This is a genomic window from Pseudomonas sp. EpS/L25 (assembly GCF_001512295.1).
GTDB lineage: Bacteria > Pseudomonadota > Gammaproteobacteria > Pseudomonadales > Pseudomonadaceae > Chryseomonas.
The window spans coordinates 1,270,668-1,284,319 of the sequence record NZ_LNUP01000002.1 but is presented as its reverse complement, the minus strand read 5'-3'; the positions used below and the strand labels follow the sequence as shown (position 1 = coordinate 1,284,319).

General features: G+C 65.6%; 12 protein-coding genes. 9 read left to right on the top strand and 3 right to left on the bottom strand.

Features of this window, described 5'->3' with window-relative positions; all coding sequences use genetic code 11:
• Nucleotides 1-188: 188 nt before the first annotated feature.
• Nucleotides 189-1,130 carry a bile acid:sodium symporter family protein gene (locus tag AR540_RS06955; protein ID WP_059227272.1) on the top strand — a complete coding sequence of 314 codons (942 nt, stop codon included), beginning with the start codon at nucleotides 189-191 and terminating at the stop codon, nucleotides 1,128-1,130.
• Here the strand turns inward: AR540_RS06955 and AR540_RS06950 are convergent.
• Together AR540_RS06950 and AR540_RS06945 are read right to left on the bottom strand one after the other, a co-directional pair.
• Nucleotides 1,080-3,536, bottom strand: a complete 2,457-nt coding sequence (locus AR540_RS06950) for a putative bifunctional diguanylate cyclase/phosphodiesterase (RefSeq protein WP_059227270.1) — start codon at nucleotides 3,534-3,536, stop codon at nucleotides 1,080-1,082. The two genes, AR540_RS06955 and AR540_RS06950, sit on opposite strands and share 51 nt — an antisense overlap.
• 185 nt (nucleotides 3,537-3,721) lie before the next feature.
• Nucleotides 3,722-4,288, bottom strand: coding sequence for a GNAT family N-acetyltransferase (locus AR540_RS06945; protein ID WP_059227267.1), 567 nt, complete (start codon nucleotides 4,286-4,288; stop codon nucleotides 3,722-3,724).
• A gap of 404 nt (nucleotides 4,289-4,692) precedes the next feature.
• Here AR540_RS06945 and AR540_RS06940 point away from each other — a divergent pair, with 404 nt between their 5' ends.
• The 4 genes from AR540_RS06940 to AR540_RS06925 all read left to right on the top strand — a co-directional run bounded on the left by AR540_RS06940 (nucleotide 4,693) and on the right by AR540_RS06925 (nucleotide 10,434).
• On the top strand, nucleotides 4,693-8,163 hold the full coding sequence (locus AR540_RS06940; protein WP_059227265.1) for a hybrid sensor histidine kinase/response regulator: 3,471 nt from the start codon (nucleotides 4,693-4,695) through the stop codon (nucleotides 8,161-8,163).
• 575 nt (nucleotides 8,164-8,738) lie between these two features.
• Nucleotides 8,739-9,617: a dTDP-4-dehydrorhamnose reductase gene (gene rfbD, locus AR540_RS06935; RefSeq protein WP_059227264.1), complete on the top strand. Its 879-nt coding sequence runs from the start codon at nucleotides 8,739-8,741 to the stop codon at nucleotides 9,615-9,617.
• A gap of 97 nt (nucleotides 9,618-9,714) precedes the next feature.
• On the top strand, nucleotides 9,715-9,996 hold the full coding sequence (locus tag AR540_RS06930) for a DUF3509 domain-containing protein (protein ID WP_059227262.1): 282 nt from the start codon (nucleotides 9,715-9,717) through the stop codon (nucleotides 9,994-9,996).
• 24 nt (nucleotides 9,997-10,020) lie between these two features.
• Nucleotides 10,021-10,434 carry a hypothetical protein gene (locus AR540_RS06925; RefSeq protein WP_059227260.1) on the top strand — a complete coding sequence of 138 codons (414 nt, stop codon included), beginning with the start codon at nucleotides 10,021-10,023 and terminating at the stop codon, nucleotides 10,432-10,434.
• 125 nt (nucleotides 10,435-10,559) lie between these two features.
• Here the strand turns inward: AR540_RS06925 and AR540_RS06920 are convergent, their stop codons facing one another.
• Nucleotides 10,560-10,847: a DUF3509 domain-containing protein gene (locus AR540_RS06920; RefSeq protein ID WP_059227258.1), complete on the bottom strand. Its 288-nt coding sequence runs from the start codon at nucleotides 10,845-10,847 to the stop codon at nucleotides 10,560-10,562.
• Between the two features lie 320 nt (nucleotides 10,848-11,167).
• On the opposite strand from AR540_RS06920, the gene AR540_RS06915 reads away from it, so the two are divergent.
• The 4 genes from AR540_RS06915 (at nucleotide 11,168) to AR540_RS06900 (ending at nucleotide 13,603) form a co-directional block, all read left to right on the top strand.
• A complete protein-coding gene (locus AR540_RS06915) occupies nucleotides 11,168-11,563 on the top strand; it encodes a DUF883 family protein (RefSeq protein ID WP_059227256.1) in 396 nt (131 codons plus the stop codon).
• A 15-nt stretch (nucleotides 11,564-11,578) separates the two neighbouring features.
• Nucleotides 11,579-11,968, top strand: a complete 390-nt coding sequence (locus AR540_RS06910) for a phage holin family protein (protein WP_059227254.1) — start codon at nucleotides 11,579-11,581, stop codon at nucleotides 11,966-11,968.
• Nucleotides 11,965-12,312, top strand: a complete 348-nt coding sequence (locus tag AR540_RS06905) for a hypothetical protein (protein WP_059227252.1) — start codon at nucleotides 11,965-11,967, stop codon at nucleotides 12,310-12,312. The genes AR540_RS06910 and AR540_RS06905 overlap by 4 nt, the downstream gene beginning before the upstream one ends.
• Nucleotides 12,313-12,415: 103 nt before the next feature.
• The gene (locus tag AR540_RS06900) at nucleotides 12,416-13,603 is read left to right on the top strand and encodes an EAL domain-containing protein (protein ID WP_059227250.1); all 1,188 of its coding nucleotides are present in this window, start codon (nucleotides 12,416-12,418) and stop codon (nucleotides 13,601-13,603) included.
• The last annotated feature ends 49 nt before the right edge of the window (nucleotides 13,604-13,652 follow it).

Sequence of the window (13,652 nt, the reverse complement as noted above, 5' to 3'; positions counted from 1 at the left end):
AGCCAACGGCTGGCCCGCAGGGTGAGCGCCAGCGAATCAAATGCCTGAGGAAGCGGAGTTTACGAGTGGTAAATGAGCATTCCGAAGGCATTTTCAACGCCGTTTGGCCGATGCGCAGCAGACTTTGAGCAGGCTCCAAGGCCGGCGCAGACCGGCCTTTTTTCTGCCCACTAAAAAAGGAGTTTGCCATGCGCGCCCTCGCCGCCTTCAGCCGCTTCGTCGGCAATACCTTCGCCTTCTGGGTGCTGCTCGCCGCCCTGCTGGCCTTCTTCGCCCCCGCGGCGTTCAAGCCGCTGAGCGTGGCCATCGTGCCGCTCTTGGGGGTGATCATGTTCGGCATGGGCTTGACCCTCAAGGTCGAGGACTTCGCTGCCGTTGGCCGGCATCCCTGGCGGGTGCTGCTGGGCGTGGTGGCGCACTTCGTCATCATGCCGGGCGTGGCCTGGGGGCTGTGCCAGCTGTTCCACCTGCCACCGGAGATCGCCGTGGGCGTCATCCTGGTCGGCTGCTGCCCCAGCGGGACCGCGTCCAACGTCATGACCTGGCTGGCCAAGGGCGACCTGGCGCTGTCGGTGGCCATCGCCGCGGTGACCACCCTGCTCGCCCCGCTGCTGACCCCGGCGCTGATCTGGCTGCTGGCTTCCACCTGGCTACCGATCTCCTTCGGCGGCCTGTTCTGGTCGATCCTGCAGGTGGTGCTGCTGCCCATCGCCCTGGGCCTCGTCGCCCAGCGCCTGCTCGGCCACCGCGTCGGCGCGCTGGTGGAGGTGCTGCCGCTGGCCTCGGTGGTGAGCATCGTGGTGATCGTCGCTGCGGTGGTGGCTGCCAGCCAGGCGCGCATCGCCGAATCCGGGCTGCTGATCATGGCGGTGGTGATCCTGCACAACGGCTTCGGCTTCCTGCTCGGCTACCTCACCGGCAAGTGCTGCAAGCTGCCAGTGGCCCAGCGCAAATCCCTGGCCCTGGAGGTCGGCATGCAGAATTCCGGTCTCGGTGCCGCCCTGGCCACGGCGCACTTCTCGCCCCTGGCCGCGGTGCCCAGCGCGCTGTTCAGCGTCTGGCACAACATCTCCGGCGCGCTACTGGCTACCGTTTTTCGCCGCTTCAAGGACGACGACGCTCGCTCCTGACGACTCGCGCCACACCTGCCGGACCAGCGCCTGGCAGGTGGCTTCGGTGAAGGGCTGCGGCCGGGCGATGCCGTAACCCTGGGCGTAGTCGACGCCCATCTTCGCCAGCGCCGCCACCACGGCCTCGTCCTCGGCGAATTCGGCGATGGTCTTCTTGCCGGTGAGCTGGCCGAGCTGGTTGATCGCCTCGACCATGGCGGCGTCCACCGGATCTTCGAGCAGGTGGCGGACGAAGCTGCCATCGATCTTCAGGTAGTCCACCGGCAGGTGCTTGAGATAGGTGAAGGACGACATACCGGCACCGAAGTCGTCCAGGGAGAATCTCACCCCCAGGCCGCGCAACTCGTCCATGAAGAGCCGTGCCGCATCCAGGTTGGCCACGGCGCTGGTCTCGGTGATCTCGAAGCAGATCCATCCCGGCGCGATCCGCCAGCGTTGGAGCTGCTGCTTGACGAAAGCCGCCAGCCCCGGCTCGCCGAGCGAATGTCCCGAGAGGTTGATGGCCAGGGTATCCAGCAGGCCGGCGGGCAGCTCGGCGAAACGCGCCAGGGTCGCGGCGATCACCCAGCGATCCAGGTCCGGCATCAGGCCGTAGCGCTCCGCCGCCGGAATGAAGGCTCCCGGGGCGATCAGTTGGCCACTCTCCTCCAATCGCACCAGCACCTCGACGTGGCGATCCGCCGCCGTCCGCTCGCCCAGACCGAGAATCGGCTGGACATAGAGGCAGAACCTATCCTCGTCCAGCGCCCGGTGCAGGCGCTGCACCCAGGTCATCTCCTCGTGGCGCTGGCCGAGCTCCACATCGCCCGGCGCGAACACCTGGACGCGGTTGCGCCCCTTGTCCTTGGCCGCGTAGCAGGCCAGATCGGCCAGGCGCAGGGCCTCCTCCGGCGTCAGCGGATGGCCCCCCAGATGCACCACCCCGATGCTCAGGCCCACCCGGAAGCTCTGACCCGCCGCCTCGAACTGCTGCGCACCGACACAACCACGCAGCCGCTCCGCCAGCGCCTCGGCCTCGCCCGGGGTGCGCCTCTCCAACAGCACCCCGAATTCATCGCCCCCCAGCCGGGCGAGGCAGTCATCCTCGTCCAGCTGGGCGCCCAGCAAGGCGCACAGTTGCCGCAACAGCCGATCACCGTGGAAATGCCCGGAGGTATCGTTGACGATCTTGAACTGATCCAGATCGATGAACAGCAACGAGGCCTGGCTCAGGTCGTCCCGCGCCAGCAGGCGTTCCAGCCGGGTTTCGAATTCCCGGCGATTGAGCAGCCCGGTCAGGGCATCGTGGCTGGCCTGCCAGGCGAGATCGCGAAGGAAGGCGCGCTCCCGGGTCTGGTCATGCATCACCAGTACCACCCCGGCAGCGGATTCGCCAGCCGGCAGGGCGGTCACCGTCAGGGCCACGGGATGGCGCGAACCATCGGTCAGCACCAGTTGCTGCGCCAAGGGTTCGTTGCCCTGCAGCCATCTCTCGCTCAGCAGCCGATCGGCCAGGGGCTCGGTGGACCCCAGCTGGTCCTCGGTCTGGATATCGAACAGCTGGGTGACGGGCGTGCCGACGACGAGCATCGGCTGTCGCAACAGCCGCTCCGCGGCGGGATTGTGATAGAGCAGCCGCCCCTGGGCATTCACCGCGAGCACGGCATCGCCGATGGAGGCGAGGATCACCTGGACCCGCTGCTTTTCCGCCTGCAGGGCGCGCTCGGAGCGCCAGCGCTGCTGCACCAGGAGATGCATGCGCCAGACCGTCAGCAGCACCAGCAGGGCCCCGACCAGGACGTTGGCGACGAGCAACCCCCAGACCAGTTGGCGCGAGGCCAGGCCGAGCCGCTCCGAAAAGGCCACCGTCTCCGGCATCATCCGGTCGTGCAGGTCCAGCAGATGGCGCTTCAGCGGGATCAGCAGCGGCCCGGGCTCCTGCAGCTTGATCAGCTCGAAGCCGGTTCGCGCCAGCGCCTGGAATTCGTCCAGGTAGGGGTCGGTGGCCTGCCAGCGGGCGATCACCCCCTGGAACGGCTCGACGTGGCGGGCTAGCTGGAAGAGCCCGATGAGCCCCTCGATGTCGTCCGGGTCGTTGCCGGCCAGCCGCAGCAGCCGTGCGGCCCCCTCCCCGCTGCCGCCGGTATCCAGCTCGTAGCGAGCGGCGCGGTCGAGAGTATTGACGCTGATCGAAGCCAGGTACGCCTGGTAGGCCTCCGGACGCCCCTCGTCGAGATAGGCGCCCAGGGAGAGCATGGCATTGCCCAGGCTCTTGCTCCACAGGCTTTCCGCCGAGACGTAGGCGCGCACTGTCGACAGCAGTTGCAGGCTGACGATGGCGACCAGGGCCTGGCACGACAGGATGATGACGAAGGGCCAGACCACCCTGAGCGTACGCAGCGCAGAAGTAGGCGAGAGTGGAAACATGCAGCGTCCGCGGATGAGTGCAGGCGAATTCTTGCCATTGAGCAAGAATGTCGACCGCCCTGCGGAAAACTGATGGGTAGCTGACGACTACCGTTGGATTACCGGCGCCAAAGTCGCGACGTAGACCTGTCGTCCAGGCACCACCGCCAATCCGTCCCGACGAACGGTAGCGGAGCCCTGGCCGATCAGTTGAAGGAGGCCTCGAGGCGCGCCTTCACCTCGGGCCATTCGCGATCGGTGATGCTGTACATCACGGTGTCGTCCAGACGGCCGTCGGCCAGACGACGGTGGTTGCGCAACAAGCCTTCGCGCACGGCGCCGAGCTTCTCGATGGCGCCCTGGGACCTGAGGTTGGCGGCGGCGGTCTTGAGCTGCACCCGGACCAGTTGCCAGTGCTCGAAGGCGTGCCGGAGCATCAGGTACTTGAGGTTGCCGTTGAGGCCGCTGCCATGCTGCTCCTGGTCGAGCCAGGTCCAGCCGATCTCGGCAGCCGGCAAGGCCGGCAGGAAGTCGGCGAAACGGGTAGTACCCACCAGCCGATCGGCCACCCGCACGGCGAAGGGCAGCGACCGCCCTTCGCGCTGTTCGGCCAGCGCCTGGCGATACCAGTCCGGCCGCAGGGGGCCGCTCAGGTAGTGCAGCGCCTCGCGATTGCGCTCGGCCAGGCTGACCAGCTCCAGGACATCGGCCTCCGCCAGGGGGTCCAGGCGCAGCGCACCACGTTGCAGGGAAATGGGCTGCGCTTGGAACATGACGGTCTCTCTCGCTTGAATCAGCCCGCCAACCTAACAGGGCCAGCGGCTGGGCTCAACCCACTGTCGCCGTACAGAGCCTCGGAGCCTGTTCAAAGTCTGCTGCGCGTTGGCCAAACCGCGTTGAAAATGTCCTGGAAGGCCAGGCCCGCCTGGGCGGCCCCGTCGCCATGCTCGTTTACCCCTCGTAGACCCGAGCGCGGGTCCGATCCGCTTCCACAGCCCTTTGACTCGCTGGCACTCACCCTGCGGGCCAGCCGCTGGCTGTTACTCCCGTTGGTCGTTGCGCCTTGCTGGGCTCTAGCTCGCGAGCCTTTGAACAGGCTCTCAGACCTGACGTCTGGCGGCCCAAGGTGCGACACTTTGTCCGGGCGCGACGGGCGCCCGGAACGTTCGGAGTCGCCATGTCCCTGCCCAGTGGGCTGATCATCACCGTTACCCTTGGCTACCTGGCCCTGCTCTTCGGCATCGCTTTCTATGGCGACCGCCGCCCGCCACTCCGGCCGCGGATGCGCGCCTGGGTCTACAGCCTGTCGCTGGCGGTGTACTGCACCAGCTGGACCTTCTTCGGCGCCGTGGGCCAGGCCGCCAATCAGCTCTGGTCGTTCCTGCCCATCTACCTGGGCCCCATCCTCTTCCTACTGCTGGCACCGCAACTGGTGAAGAAGATGGTGCTGATCAGCAAGAAGGAGAACATCACCTCCATCGCCGACTTCATCGCCGCGCGCTACGGCAAATCCCAGACCCTGGCCATCGTGGTGGCACTGATCTGCCTGGTCGGCGTGCTGCCCTATCTGGCGCTGCAGCTCAAGGGCATCGTCATCGGCGTCAACCTGCTGACCGGCATCAATGCCGAGACCCAGGGCACCCGCGCCCAGGACACGGCACTGTTCGTCTCCCTGGTGCTGGCGCTGTTCGCCATTCTCTTCGGCACCCGCAACCTGGACGTCACCGAGCATCACCGCGGCATGATGCTGGCCATCGCCTTCGAATCCCTGGTCAAGCTCGCCGCCTTCCTCGCCGTGGGCCTCTGGGTCACCTACGGACTGCACCAGGGCTTCAGCGATCTGCTCGAGCGCTCGCAGCAGGCGCCGCAACTGCAGAACTACTGGCGGGAGACCCTCGACTGGCCCGGCCTGCTGATCCAGACCGGTGTGGCCTTCATCGCCGTGATGTGCCTGCCGCGCCAGTTCCACGTCACCGTGGTGGAAAACACCGACACCCGGGACGTCAACCTGGCGCGCTGGGTATTCCCCCTCTACCTGGCATTGGCGGCGCTGTTCGTCATCCCCATCGCCCTGGCCGGCCAGTTGCACCTGCCCGGCGGCGTGCTGCCCGACTCCTTCGTCATCAGCCTGCCGCTGGCCCAGGATCGTCCCTGGCTCGCGTTGCTGGCCTTCCTCGGTGGCGCCTCGGCCGCCACCGGCATGGTGATCGTCGCCTGCGTGGCGCTCTCCACCATGGTCTCCAACGACATCGTGCTGCCCTGGCTGCTCAAGCGCCGCGGCCAGGTGGAAAGCCCCCACGAGGTATTCAGCCACTGGATGCTCACGGTGCGCCGCGCCAGCATCGTGGTCATCCTCGTGCTGGCCTACTGCAGCTACCGCCTGTTGGGCTCCAGCGCCAGCCTCGCCACCATCGGCCAGATCGCCTTCGCCGCCATCGCCCAGCTCGGCCCGGCCATGGTCGGGGCGCTGTTCTGGAAGGCGGCCAATCGTCGCGGTGTCTTCGCCGGGCTCACCGCCGGCGCCCTGCTGTGGGGCTACCTGATGGTGCTGCCGGTGGTCGCCGTCAGCCTGCAATGGCCGCTGGACGGCTTCCCCGGTCTCGCCTGGTTCGAGCAGCCCAGCAATGGCTGGACCCTGCAGCCCACCACCGTCGGCGCCCTGGTCTCCCTGGCCGGCAATTTCCTGCTGTTCGCCCTGGTCTCCCTGCTGTCGCGTACCCGGGTCGCGGAATACTGGCAGGCCGGGCGCTTCATCGCCCAGTACGCCCTGCCCAAGCCACGCAACCGCGCCCTGCTGGCGGTCAAGCTGGAAGACCTGCGCCTACTCGCCGCCCGCTTCGTCGGCGACGAGCGCGCCCGCCTCAGCTTCAGTCGCTTCGCCGAGCAGAGTGGCCTGACCTATAGGCCCGGCAGCAATGCCAACAGCGAATGGATCGCCCACACCGAACGCCTGCTGGCGGGGGTGATCGGCGCGTCCTCCGCCCGGGCCGTGGTGAAGGCCGCCATCGAAGGCCGCGACATGCAGGTCGACGATGTGGTGCGCATCGCCGACGAAGCCTCGGAGGTGCTCGAATTCAACCGGGCGCTGCTACAGGGCGCCATCGAGAACATCTCCCAGGGCATCAGCGTGGTCGACCAGTCGTTGCGCCTGGTGGCCTGGAACCAGCGCTACCTGGAGCTGTTCGACTATCCCGAGGGCATGATCCAGGTCGGCCGGCCCATCGCCGAGATCATCCGCTACAACGCCCTGCGCGGCCTCTGCGGCCCGGGCGATCCCGACGAACACGTGGCACGGCGGGTGGAGCGGATGCGCCAGGGCATTCCCCACACCTCCGAGCGTACCTTTCCCAATGGCCGGGTGATCGAGCTGATCGGCAGCCCCATGCCCGGCCGCGGCTTCGTCATGAGCTTCACCGACATCACCGCCTTCCGCGAGGCCGAGCGCGCCCTGCGCGAAGCCAACGAAGGCCTGGAACAGCGTGTGGAGGAACGCACCCGCGAGCTGTCCCAGCTCAACCAGGCGCTAGTGGAAGCCAAGGCTCATGCGGAAGCGGCCAACCAGTCCAAGAGCCGCTTCCTCACCGCGGTCAGCCACGACCTGATGCAGCCGCTCAGCGCCGCCCGCCTGTTCACCGCCGCCCTCGCGCACCAGGACGGCCTGGCCCGTGAGGCCCAGGAGCTGGTGCGCAACATGGACAGCGCCCTGAGATCCAGCGAAGACCTGATCGCCGACCTGCTGGACATTTCGCGGCTGGAAAACGGCCGCATCCTCGCCAACCCGGCGCCCTTCGCCCTGGCCACGCTGTTCGACGCCCTCGGTGTCGAGTTCAAGGCCCTGGCCCAGGACCAGGGCACCAGTCTGCGGATCCGCAACAGCCGGCTGGTCGTCAACAGCGATAGCAAGCTGCTGCGTCGGGTATTGCAGAACTTCCTCACCAACGCCCTGAGATACGCCGATGGCCGGGTGTTGCTCGGCGTCCGCCGTCAGGCACAGCACGTGAGCCTGGAAGTCTGGGACAGCGGCCCCGGCATCCCGCCGGACAAGCTCGGCCTCATCTTCGAGGAGTTCAAGCGCCTGGACAGCCACCAGACCCGCGCGGAAAAGGGCCTGGGGCTGGGTCTGGCCATCGCCGATCGCCTGTGCCGGGTACTCGGCCACGAATTGTCGGTACGCTCCTGGCCGGGCCATGGCAGCGTCTTCAGCGTCAAGGTGCCCCTCGCACCGCCCCTGGCGGTCCAGGCGGCGGCAGCCAGCGAGGCCAGCCAACCGTTGCCGGGCGACCCGGTGCTGTGCATCGACAACGAAGACAGCATCCTGCTGGGCCTGCGCAGCCTGCTCGGACGCTGGGGCTGCCAGGTCTGGACCGCACGCAGCCGGGAAGAATGCGCGGCGCTGCTCGAACAGGGCGTGGTACCGCGACTGCTGATCGTCGACTACCACCTGAGCGACGCCGATACCGGCCCGGAGGTCGCCGAGTGGATTCGTCGGACCCTCCGCCGGGACATTCCCGGCATCGTCATCAGCGCGGACGGCCGCCCCGAGTGTCTGGCCAGGGTGCGCGCCGCGCGCCTGGACTTCCTGCCCAAGCCGGTCAAGCCAGCCTCGCTACGCGCACTGCTGAGTCGACAACTGGCGCTTTCCGGCTGAGATCGACCCCCGGAGCGAGCCGCCGCAGGCGCCTGCGCCAGGAGGCTTTCGTTCAGCACCGATTAAGGTTGCAGCACCCTTGCCCGGCGGAACAATCCACAGCTTCTGTTGATAACTTTGTTGAAAACATGGTGGAAAAGAACCCTGAGCCTTGCTCTGCGGGCCCCCGGAACAAGTTGATCATTTTTTGATCACTTTAATAAGTTCAACATTATCAATGACTTAATTCAAAAGACTGGATTTTTGCGCCAAGCACACGACTGTCGAAGGGGCTTGACAAGCGCAAGTACAGGTTGTGCACAACTCCGCAGGAACATGACCCATTGCGGTCATCGATCCGTCGCACCCTTGTCAAGTATTCGTGAAACAAATTTTATCATCCACGCCTTCGCAACTTCTCGACACCATGACCCTGGGCTAGAGCCCGTCAAGCCGTCGACGCACCGGCCAATCGCCAGCCTTGTCCTGTGCCGGTCATCGGGTAGACTGGCGCCTTTTGCCGAGGGCTGTCGTGGCGACGGCCAACCTGTCACCCCAGGCATGGACGCGCCAGCCCTTCTGGAATCGATCAGTACATGAATGTCTTCATCGCGGGTCAACACGGACAACTCTCTCAAGCCCTCCAGGCGCTGCTGGCCGAACAGGCCCAGGTCATCGTGGTCGGTCGTGCCCAGGTGGATTTCACCCGGCTGGACGAGCTTCGCCAACGGGTACTGGCAGCCCAACCCGACGTCATCATCAACGCCGCGGCCTATACCGCGGTGGATGCCGCCGAAAGCGACGCCGAGACGGCCACCCTGATCAACGAGCGCGTACCGCGCGTCTTCGCCGAGGCGGCCCAGCAACTGGGCGTACCGCTGGTGCACTATTCCACCGACTACGTCTTCGATGGCACCCAGGAAGGCCGCTATCGCGAGGACGACCCCACCTGCCCGCTCAATGTCTATGGCCGCACCAAACTGGCCGGCGAGAACGCCGTACGGGACGTCGCCGAACGCCACCTGATCCTCCGCACCAGCTGGGTGTATTCCTGGCAGGGCAACAACTTCCTGCGCACCATGGTGCGCCTGCTCAGCGAGCGGGACGAATTGAACATCGTCGCCGACCAGGTGGGCGCCCCGACCTGGACCCGCACCATCGCCGACGCTACCCAGCGTCTGCTGGCATGCAGCGAACAGCACCAACTGTGGGGGACCTACCACCTGACCTCCACCGGCGAGACCTCCTGGTTCGGCTTCGCCGAGAAGATCGCGCAACGACTGCGCGAGGAAGGCCTGCTCAAGGCCCGGCTCAATCCCATCCCCAGCAGCGCCTATCCCACGCCAGCCTATCGTCCGAAGAATTCGCGCCTGTCCAGCGACAAGCTGGCCAGGGTGCTGGGCCAGCCGCTGCCCGACTGGCAGAGCGCTTTCGACCAGTGCTGGGCGGAGCGGACGGGACAGGTGGGCGGCTGAAACGGGCCGTCGGTCATACTTCTGGATATCGTTCCAGAACTACGCCCGCCCAGCGAAGTCAATGGCTCTGATCCCGCTCATGCCAGTCAGGTACGCCATGGATAACCCTTTCCAACTCATCGCCGCGGCTTTCGAGCACGACTATCGGGTCAATTTCCGCATCGAGCGCCTCGACGGCAGCGTCAGCCTGACCCTGTCCGACGACACGGGCATCAAGGTGAAGCGCCTGATCAGCAAGCAACAGTTGCACGACCGGACGCGCCTGGCACGATTGATCGACAGCATCCGCCTCGGCATGGCCATAGACGCGGGCCAGGGTGTCACGGCGCTTCTCGCCAATGGTGGCAGTACCGCCAATCGCCTGTCCGTCGCGAACTGAACCAGGATGAGAGGCATACAAGCCATGGACGGTGCCAGTCTGCTGTACCCCTCTAACCCCGCCCCGCTGTTCGACGCGACCCTGCCCGGTGCAGACCCGGCCGAGGCCTCCGTCTACCAATTGACCTGCGCCCGACTCGATGAGCAGCTGGCGCCGTTGAAGGTCTGGCCGACCCTGCCGGATCGCTTCGGGCGCTTCTCCTTCACCCTGCTGGACAGGTGCGGACGCATCCTCTATCGCTCGCCGGCGTTGCGCCAGGCGCTGTATCGGGAAGAGGAATTGCTCAATGGGGTCATCGCCAATGCGCGACTGGCCGCTACGCAGGCAGGTCAGGGATTTCCCTCCTGGGGCGTGGTCGACATCGCCTGTCCCATGTACAGCATGCCCGCCGCACAGTTGCCTTGCGCGCACTGTCGTCTGCTGAAGTGCAAGAGCTAGGGCAATAACTCTTTGTGGGTCGCTCAACCACCGCCTGGTGGGAGCCCTACGTTCAGCATTCGAGACCAACGAATGCGGGCGCATCCGTACTGCAAGTCTCGATCTGAACCTTTTCTCGGCAGTTGTTACTCCGAATATCTCAGCATGTTGGCACCGGTGGCGCGCAGTACCGCCATCGATTGCGGAGCCAGCGCGCCGGCACGCAGGGAAACGTCCTTGCGCACTTCGTCTATCACTGTCTTGAGCAGCTGGCTTTCACCCAGCTGTCGGGCACTGATCACTCGATTGACGCGGGCGTCATCGCACTGCTGGTCTTGCACGGTCAACACGATGCTGCCGTCGGGACGCGGTGCCGTCACCGAGCATTTATAGGTACTGAAAGCGGCCGTGAGTCTATCAATGGCGTTTTCCATTCTTCCCCTCTTATTTGTCTAGAAGCGCATGGACGATCAAATACGACGCAACTGACAGTGATAAAAACAGCAAAGTTCTCACGGGGGACTTGAATAAGTCGACCAATGGCGCTAGCGCTTGAATTTGTGAGCCATGGCGGTTATTGAGTAAGTGTCCGGAACTTTCCCAGCGAGGCGCATCCTGGCCCTGCAGCGCGGGCCTGAAGCGCAGCGCTGCCGACAGTTGCCAGCCGCGGGGGGCTTTGGCGCGAGGAACCTTTGCTCCGGGCGCTCACTCGAAAGGGCTGAAACGGATACCCACTACCTGAAAGGAGCGTGCCATGACCGACAAAATCCCTCCCGTGATCAAAGACGAGCTCGGCGCCGACATCGACAAACAGGCGCACACGCACAACACCGAGCGGGTCCGTCGTCATCTTGGCGAGGCCGAGCAGGCGCTCACCGACGAATTCCACACCCTGTTGGCCGATGCCGAGCAACTGCTCAAGCACACCGCCAGTATCGCCGGCGAGCAGGCTGACGAGCTGCGTGCCAAGCTGAGCTCCAGCCTGGAGCGCTCGCGCGACGTGCTCAAGACCAAGCAGGAAGACCTCTATCGCCAGGGCGTCGCCGCCAAGGAGACGACCGAGGAGTACGTGGTCGACAATCCGTTCAAGGCACTGGGCATCGCGGCCGGCGTCGGCTTCTTGATCGGCCTGCTGGCTTCGCGCCGCTAGGCCTGGGGGATGTCCATGGATACCTCACCGCCACGCGAGCTACCGGACGAAGCGCCCAAGCCATCGGTCAAGCGCCTCGCGGGTGCCGTGGTCGGGTTGCTGCAGAGTCATCTCGAGTTGTTGGGAATCGAGGTTCAGGAAGAGAAGGTCCGTACCTTCCAGCTGTTCCTCTTCACCGGGCTCAGCCTGATCTTCGGGCTGCTGGTGCTGGTGGGTGTTTCCGCAGCGATCATCATCGCCTTCTGGGATACCCACCGCATGACCGCCACCCTGGCGCTGTGCGGCTTCTATGCCGTGGCGCTGGTGATATGCATCGTGCGGGCCCTGAGCCTGGTGAAGGGCGCAGCCCCCTTCCATGCCACCCTGGAAGAGTTGAATCGCAACCGGGAGCGTCTACTGCCATGAATCAGCCACTGACAGCCGCCACGAGTCGTGAGAAGCGCAAGGAGCTGGTAAGGCTACGCATGGAAATGTACCGCCAGCAGCTCATCTATAACGCTCAGCCGCTGCATAACCCCATCAGCCTCATCGGCGATCTGATTCGTCCCAACAAGGACAAGGTCGCCAGTTCCGCGAAGAAGCCGTTAGTGCTGGGGGCCACGGTGCTCCTCTCGCTGTTCGGCAAGCGTCTCGGTGCGGTAGGCCGCCTCGCCCGCATCGGGCTGGCGCTCTACCCCATCGTCAATCGCCTGCAGACGCGGCATCGCGAACAGCAGCAGACGGATCATCCGCTACCACCCCCGCGCTGATCGAACGGCTCCCTAGGGAGCCGTTTGGTTTTGTGGCATCCTTCTCGCATAGGTTCTCCCTTTACCCGGCGCGAGCATTGCTGCCGCAGATAAGGATTCCCTCGTGTTGCAAGGCCAGCCCGCTGCCTTCTTTCAACCCTTCATCGACACCGCCACCGGCCGTATCGCCGGCGTCGAAGCCCTCGGCCGCCTGCGCCAGGCCGACGGCTCCCATGCCTCGGTCGGCCCCTTGTTCGCCGACCCGAGCCTGGCGACCGGCGACCTGCTGCAGCTCGACCGCGTGCTGCGGGACGACGCCCTGCGACGCTTCGCAGCCGCACCGGACGACTGGTTCCTGAGCCTAAATCTCTCCCCACTCTGGATCAGCCAGCTGGAGCCAGGCGCCAACCTGCCCAGCCTCTCGCAGCTGGAGCGCTCCGGTATCGCCCCGCATCGTATCGTCTACGAGATCACCGAAGCCGCTGGCGACCTGCCGCGCCTGATCGAGGCCGTGGCACGCTATCGGGCCATGGGCATCCGCATCGCCATCGACGATTTCGGTTCCGGCTACTCGCAACTGGACCGGGTATTCGACCTGCAGCCCGACATCCTCAAGCTGGACATGCGCCTGTTCCAGGCCGCCGCCCGTGGCGGCCCCCGTGGCGATGCGGTAAAGGCCCTGGCCCAGATGGCCGAAAGGACCGGTTGCTGGCTGATCGCCGAGGGCGTCGAGACCGAGGCCGAGCTGGACTTCGCCTTGGAATGCGGGGCGCGCTACGTCCAGGGCTTTCTCTTCGCCGAGGCCACCGCCGAACTCGCTGCCAGCGAACAGTACCGGGAGCGCTTCGCCGCCCTGCGCACGCGTTTCGTCGACGCCAAGCTGGCCCAGCAGACCCGCATGCTGGAATTACGCCAGCGTCTGGCAGACTTCATGCTACGCCTGAAGCCCTGGGCAGAACTGGGCGGCCCGCTGAGCGCCCTCCCCGATCCCCATGAGTTTCCCAGCCTGCTGCGCATCTACCAGTGTGATCGCAGCGGTACCCAGATCACCCCCAACCTCGAATGGAACGGCATGTTCTGGCGCGAGAATCGGCGCTACCTCAACCACAACTGGTCCTGGCGGCCCTACTTCTACGCGCTGCTGGCCGAGGGCTGGAACGAGCGTCGCCTGACCCTCTCGACGGTCTATCGCGACGCCACCACCAACCAGTACTGCCTCACCGCCAGCCAGTTCATGGAAAGCGGCCAGCGCCTGCTACTCATCGACCTGGATGCCAGCCTGCTGCCCGGTTTTGCAAGTGAGGGGGGATGATCGTATGTTGCCGAGGTCAGAACGCAGAAGCGCTTAACGGCAATCGCCG

What these genes read in the sequence shown, in the direction of transcription:
- AR540_RS06915 (WP_059227256.1), top strand. Translation starts at nt 11,168, where the DNA reads ATGACCGACAAAATCCCTCCCGTGATCAAAGACGAGCTCGGCGCCGAC.
- AR540_RS06920 (WP_059227258.1), bottom strand. Translation starts at nt 10,847, where the DNA reads ATGGAAAACGCCATTGATAGACTCACGGCCGCTTTCAGTACCTATAAA.
- AR540_RS06905 (WP_059227252.1), top strand. Translation starts at nt 11,965, where the DNA reads ATGAATCAGCCACTGACAGCCGCCACGAGTCGTGAGAAGCGCAAGGAG.
- rfbD (WP_059227264.1), top strand. Translation starts at nt 8,739, where the DNA reads ATGAATGTCTTCATCGCGGGTCAACACGGACAACTCTCTCAAGCCCTC.
- AR540_RS06940 (WP_059227265.1), top strand. Translation starts at nt 4,693, where the DNA reads ATGTCCCTGCCCAGTGGGCTGATCATCACCGTTACCCTTGGCTACCTG.
- AR540_RS06910 (WP_059227254.1), top strand. Translation starts at nt 11,579, where the DNA reads ATGGATACCTCACCGCCACGCGAGCTACCGGACGAAGCGCCCAAGCCA.
- AR540_RS06950 (WP_059227270.1), bottom strand. Translation starts at nt 3,536, where the DNA reads ATGTTTCCACTCTCGCCTACTTCTGCGCTGCGTACGCTCAGGGTGGTC.
- AR540_RS06925 (WP_059227260.1), top strand. Translation starts at nt 10,021, where the DNA reads ATGGACGGTGCCAGTCTGCTGTACCCCTCTAACCCCGCCCCGCTGTTC.
- AR540_RS06955 (WP_059227272.1), top strand. Translation starts at nt 189, where the DNA reads ATGCGCGCCCTCGCCGCCTTCAGCCGCTTCGTCGGCAATACCTTCGCC.
- AR540_RS06945 (WP_059227267.1), bottom strand. Translation starts at nt 4,288, where the DNA reads ATGTTCCAAGCGCAGCCCATTTCCCTGCAACGTGGTGCGCTGCGCCTG.
- AR540_RS06930 (WP_059227262.1), top strand. Translation starts at nt 9,715, where the DNA reads ATGGATAACCCTTTCCAACTCATCGCCGCGGCTTTCGAGCACGACTAT.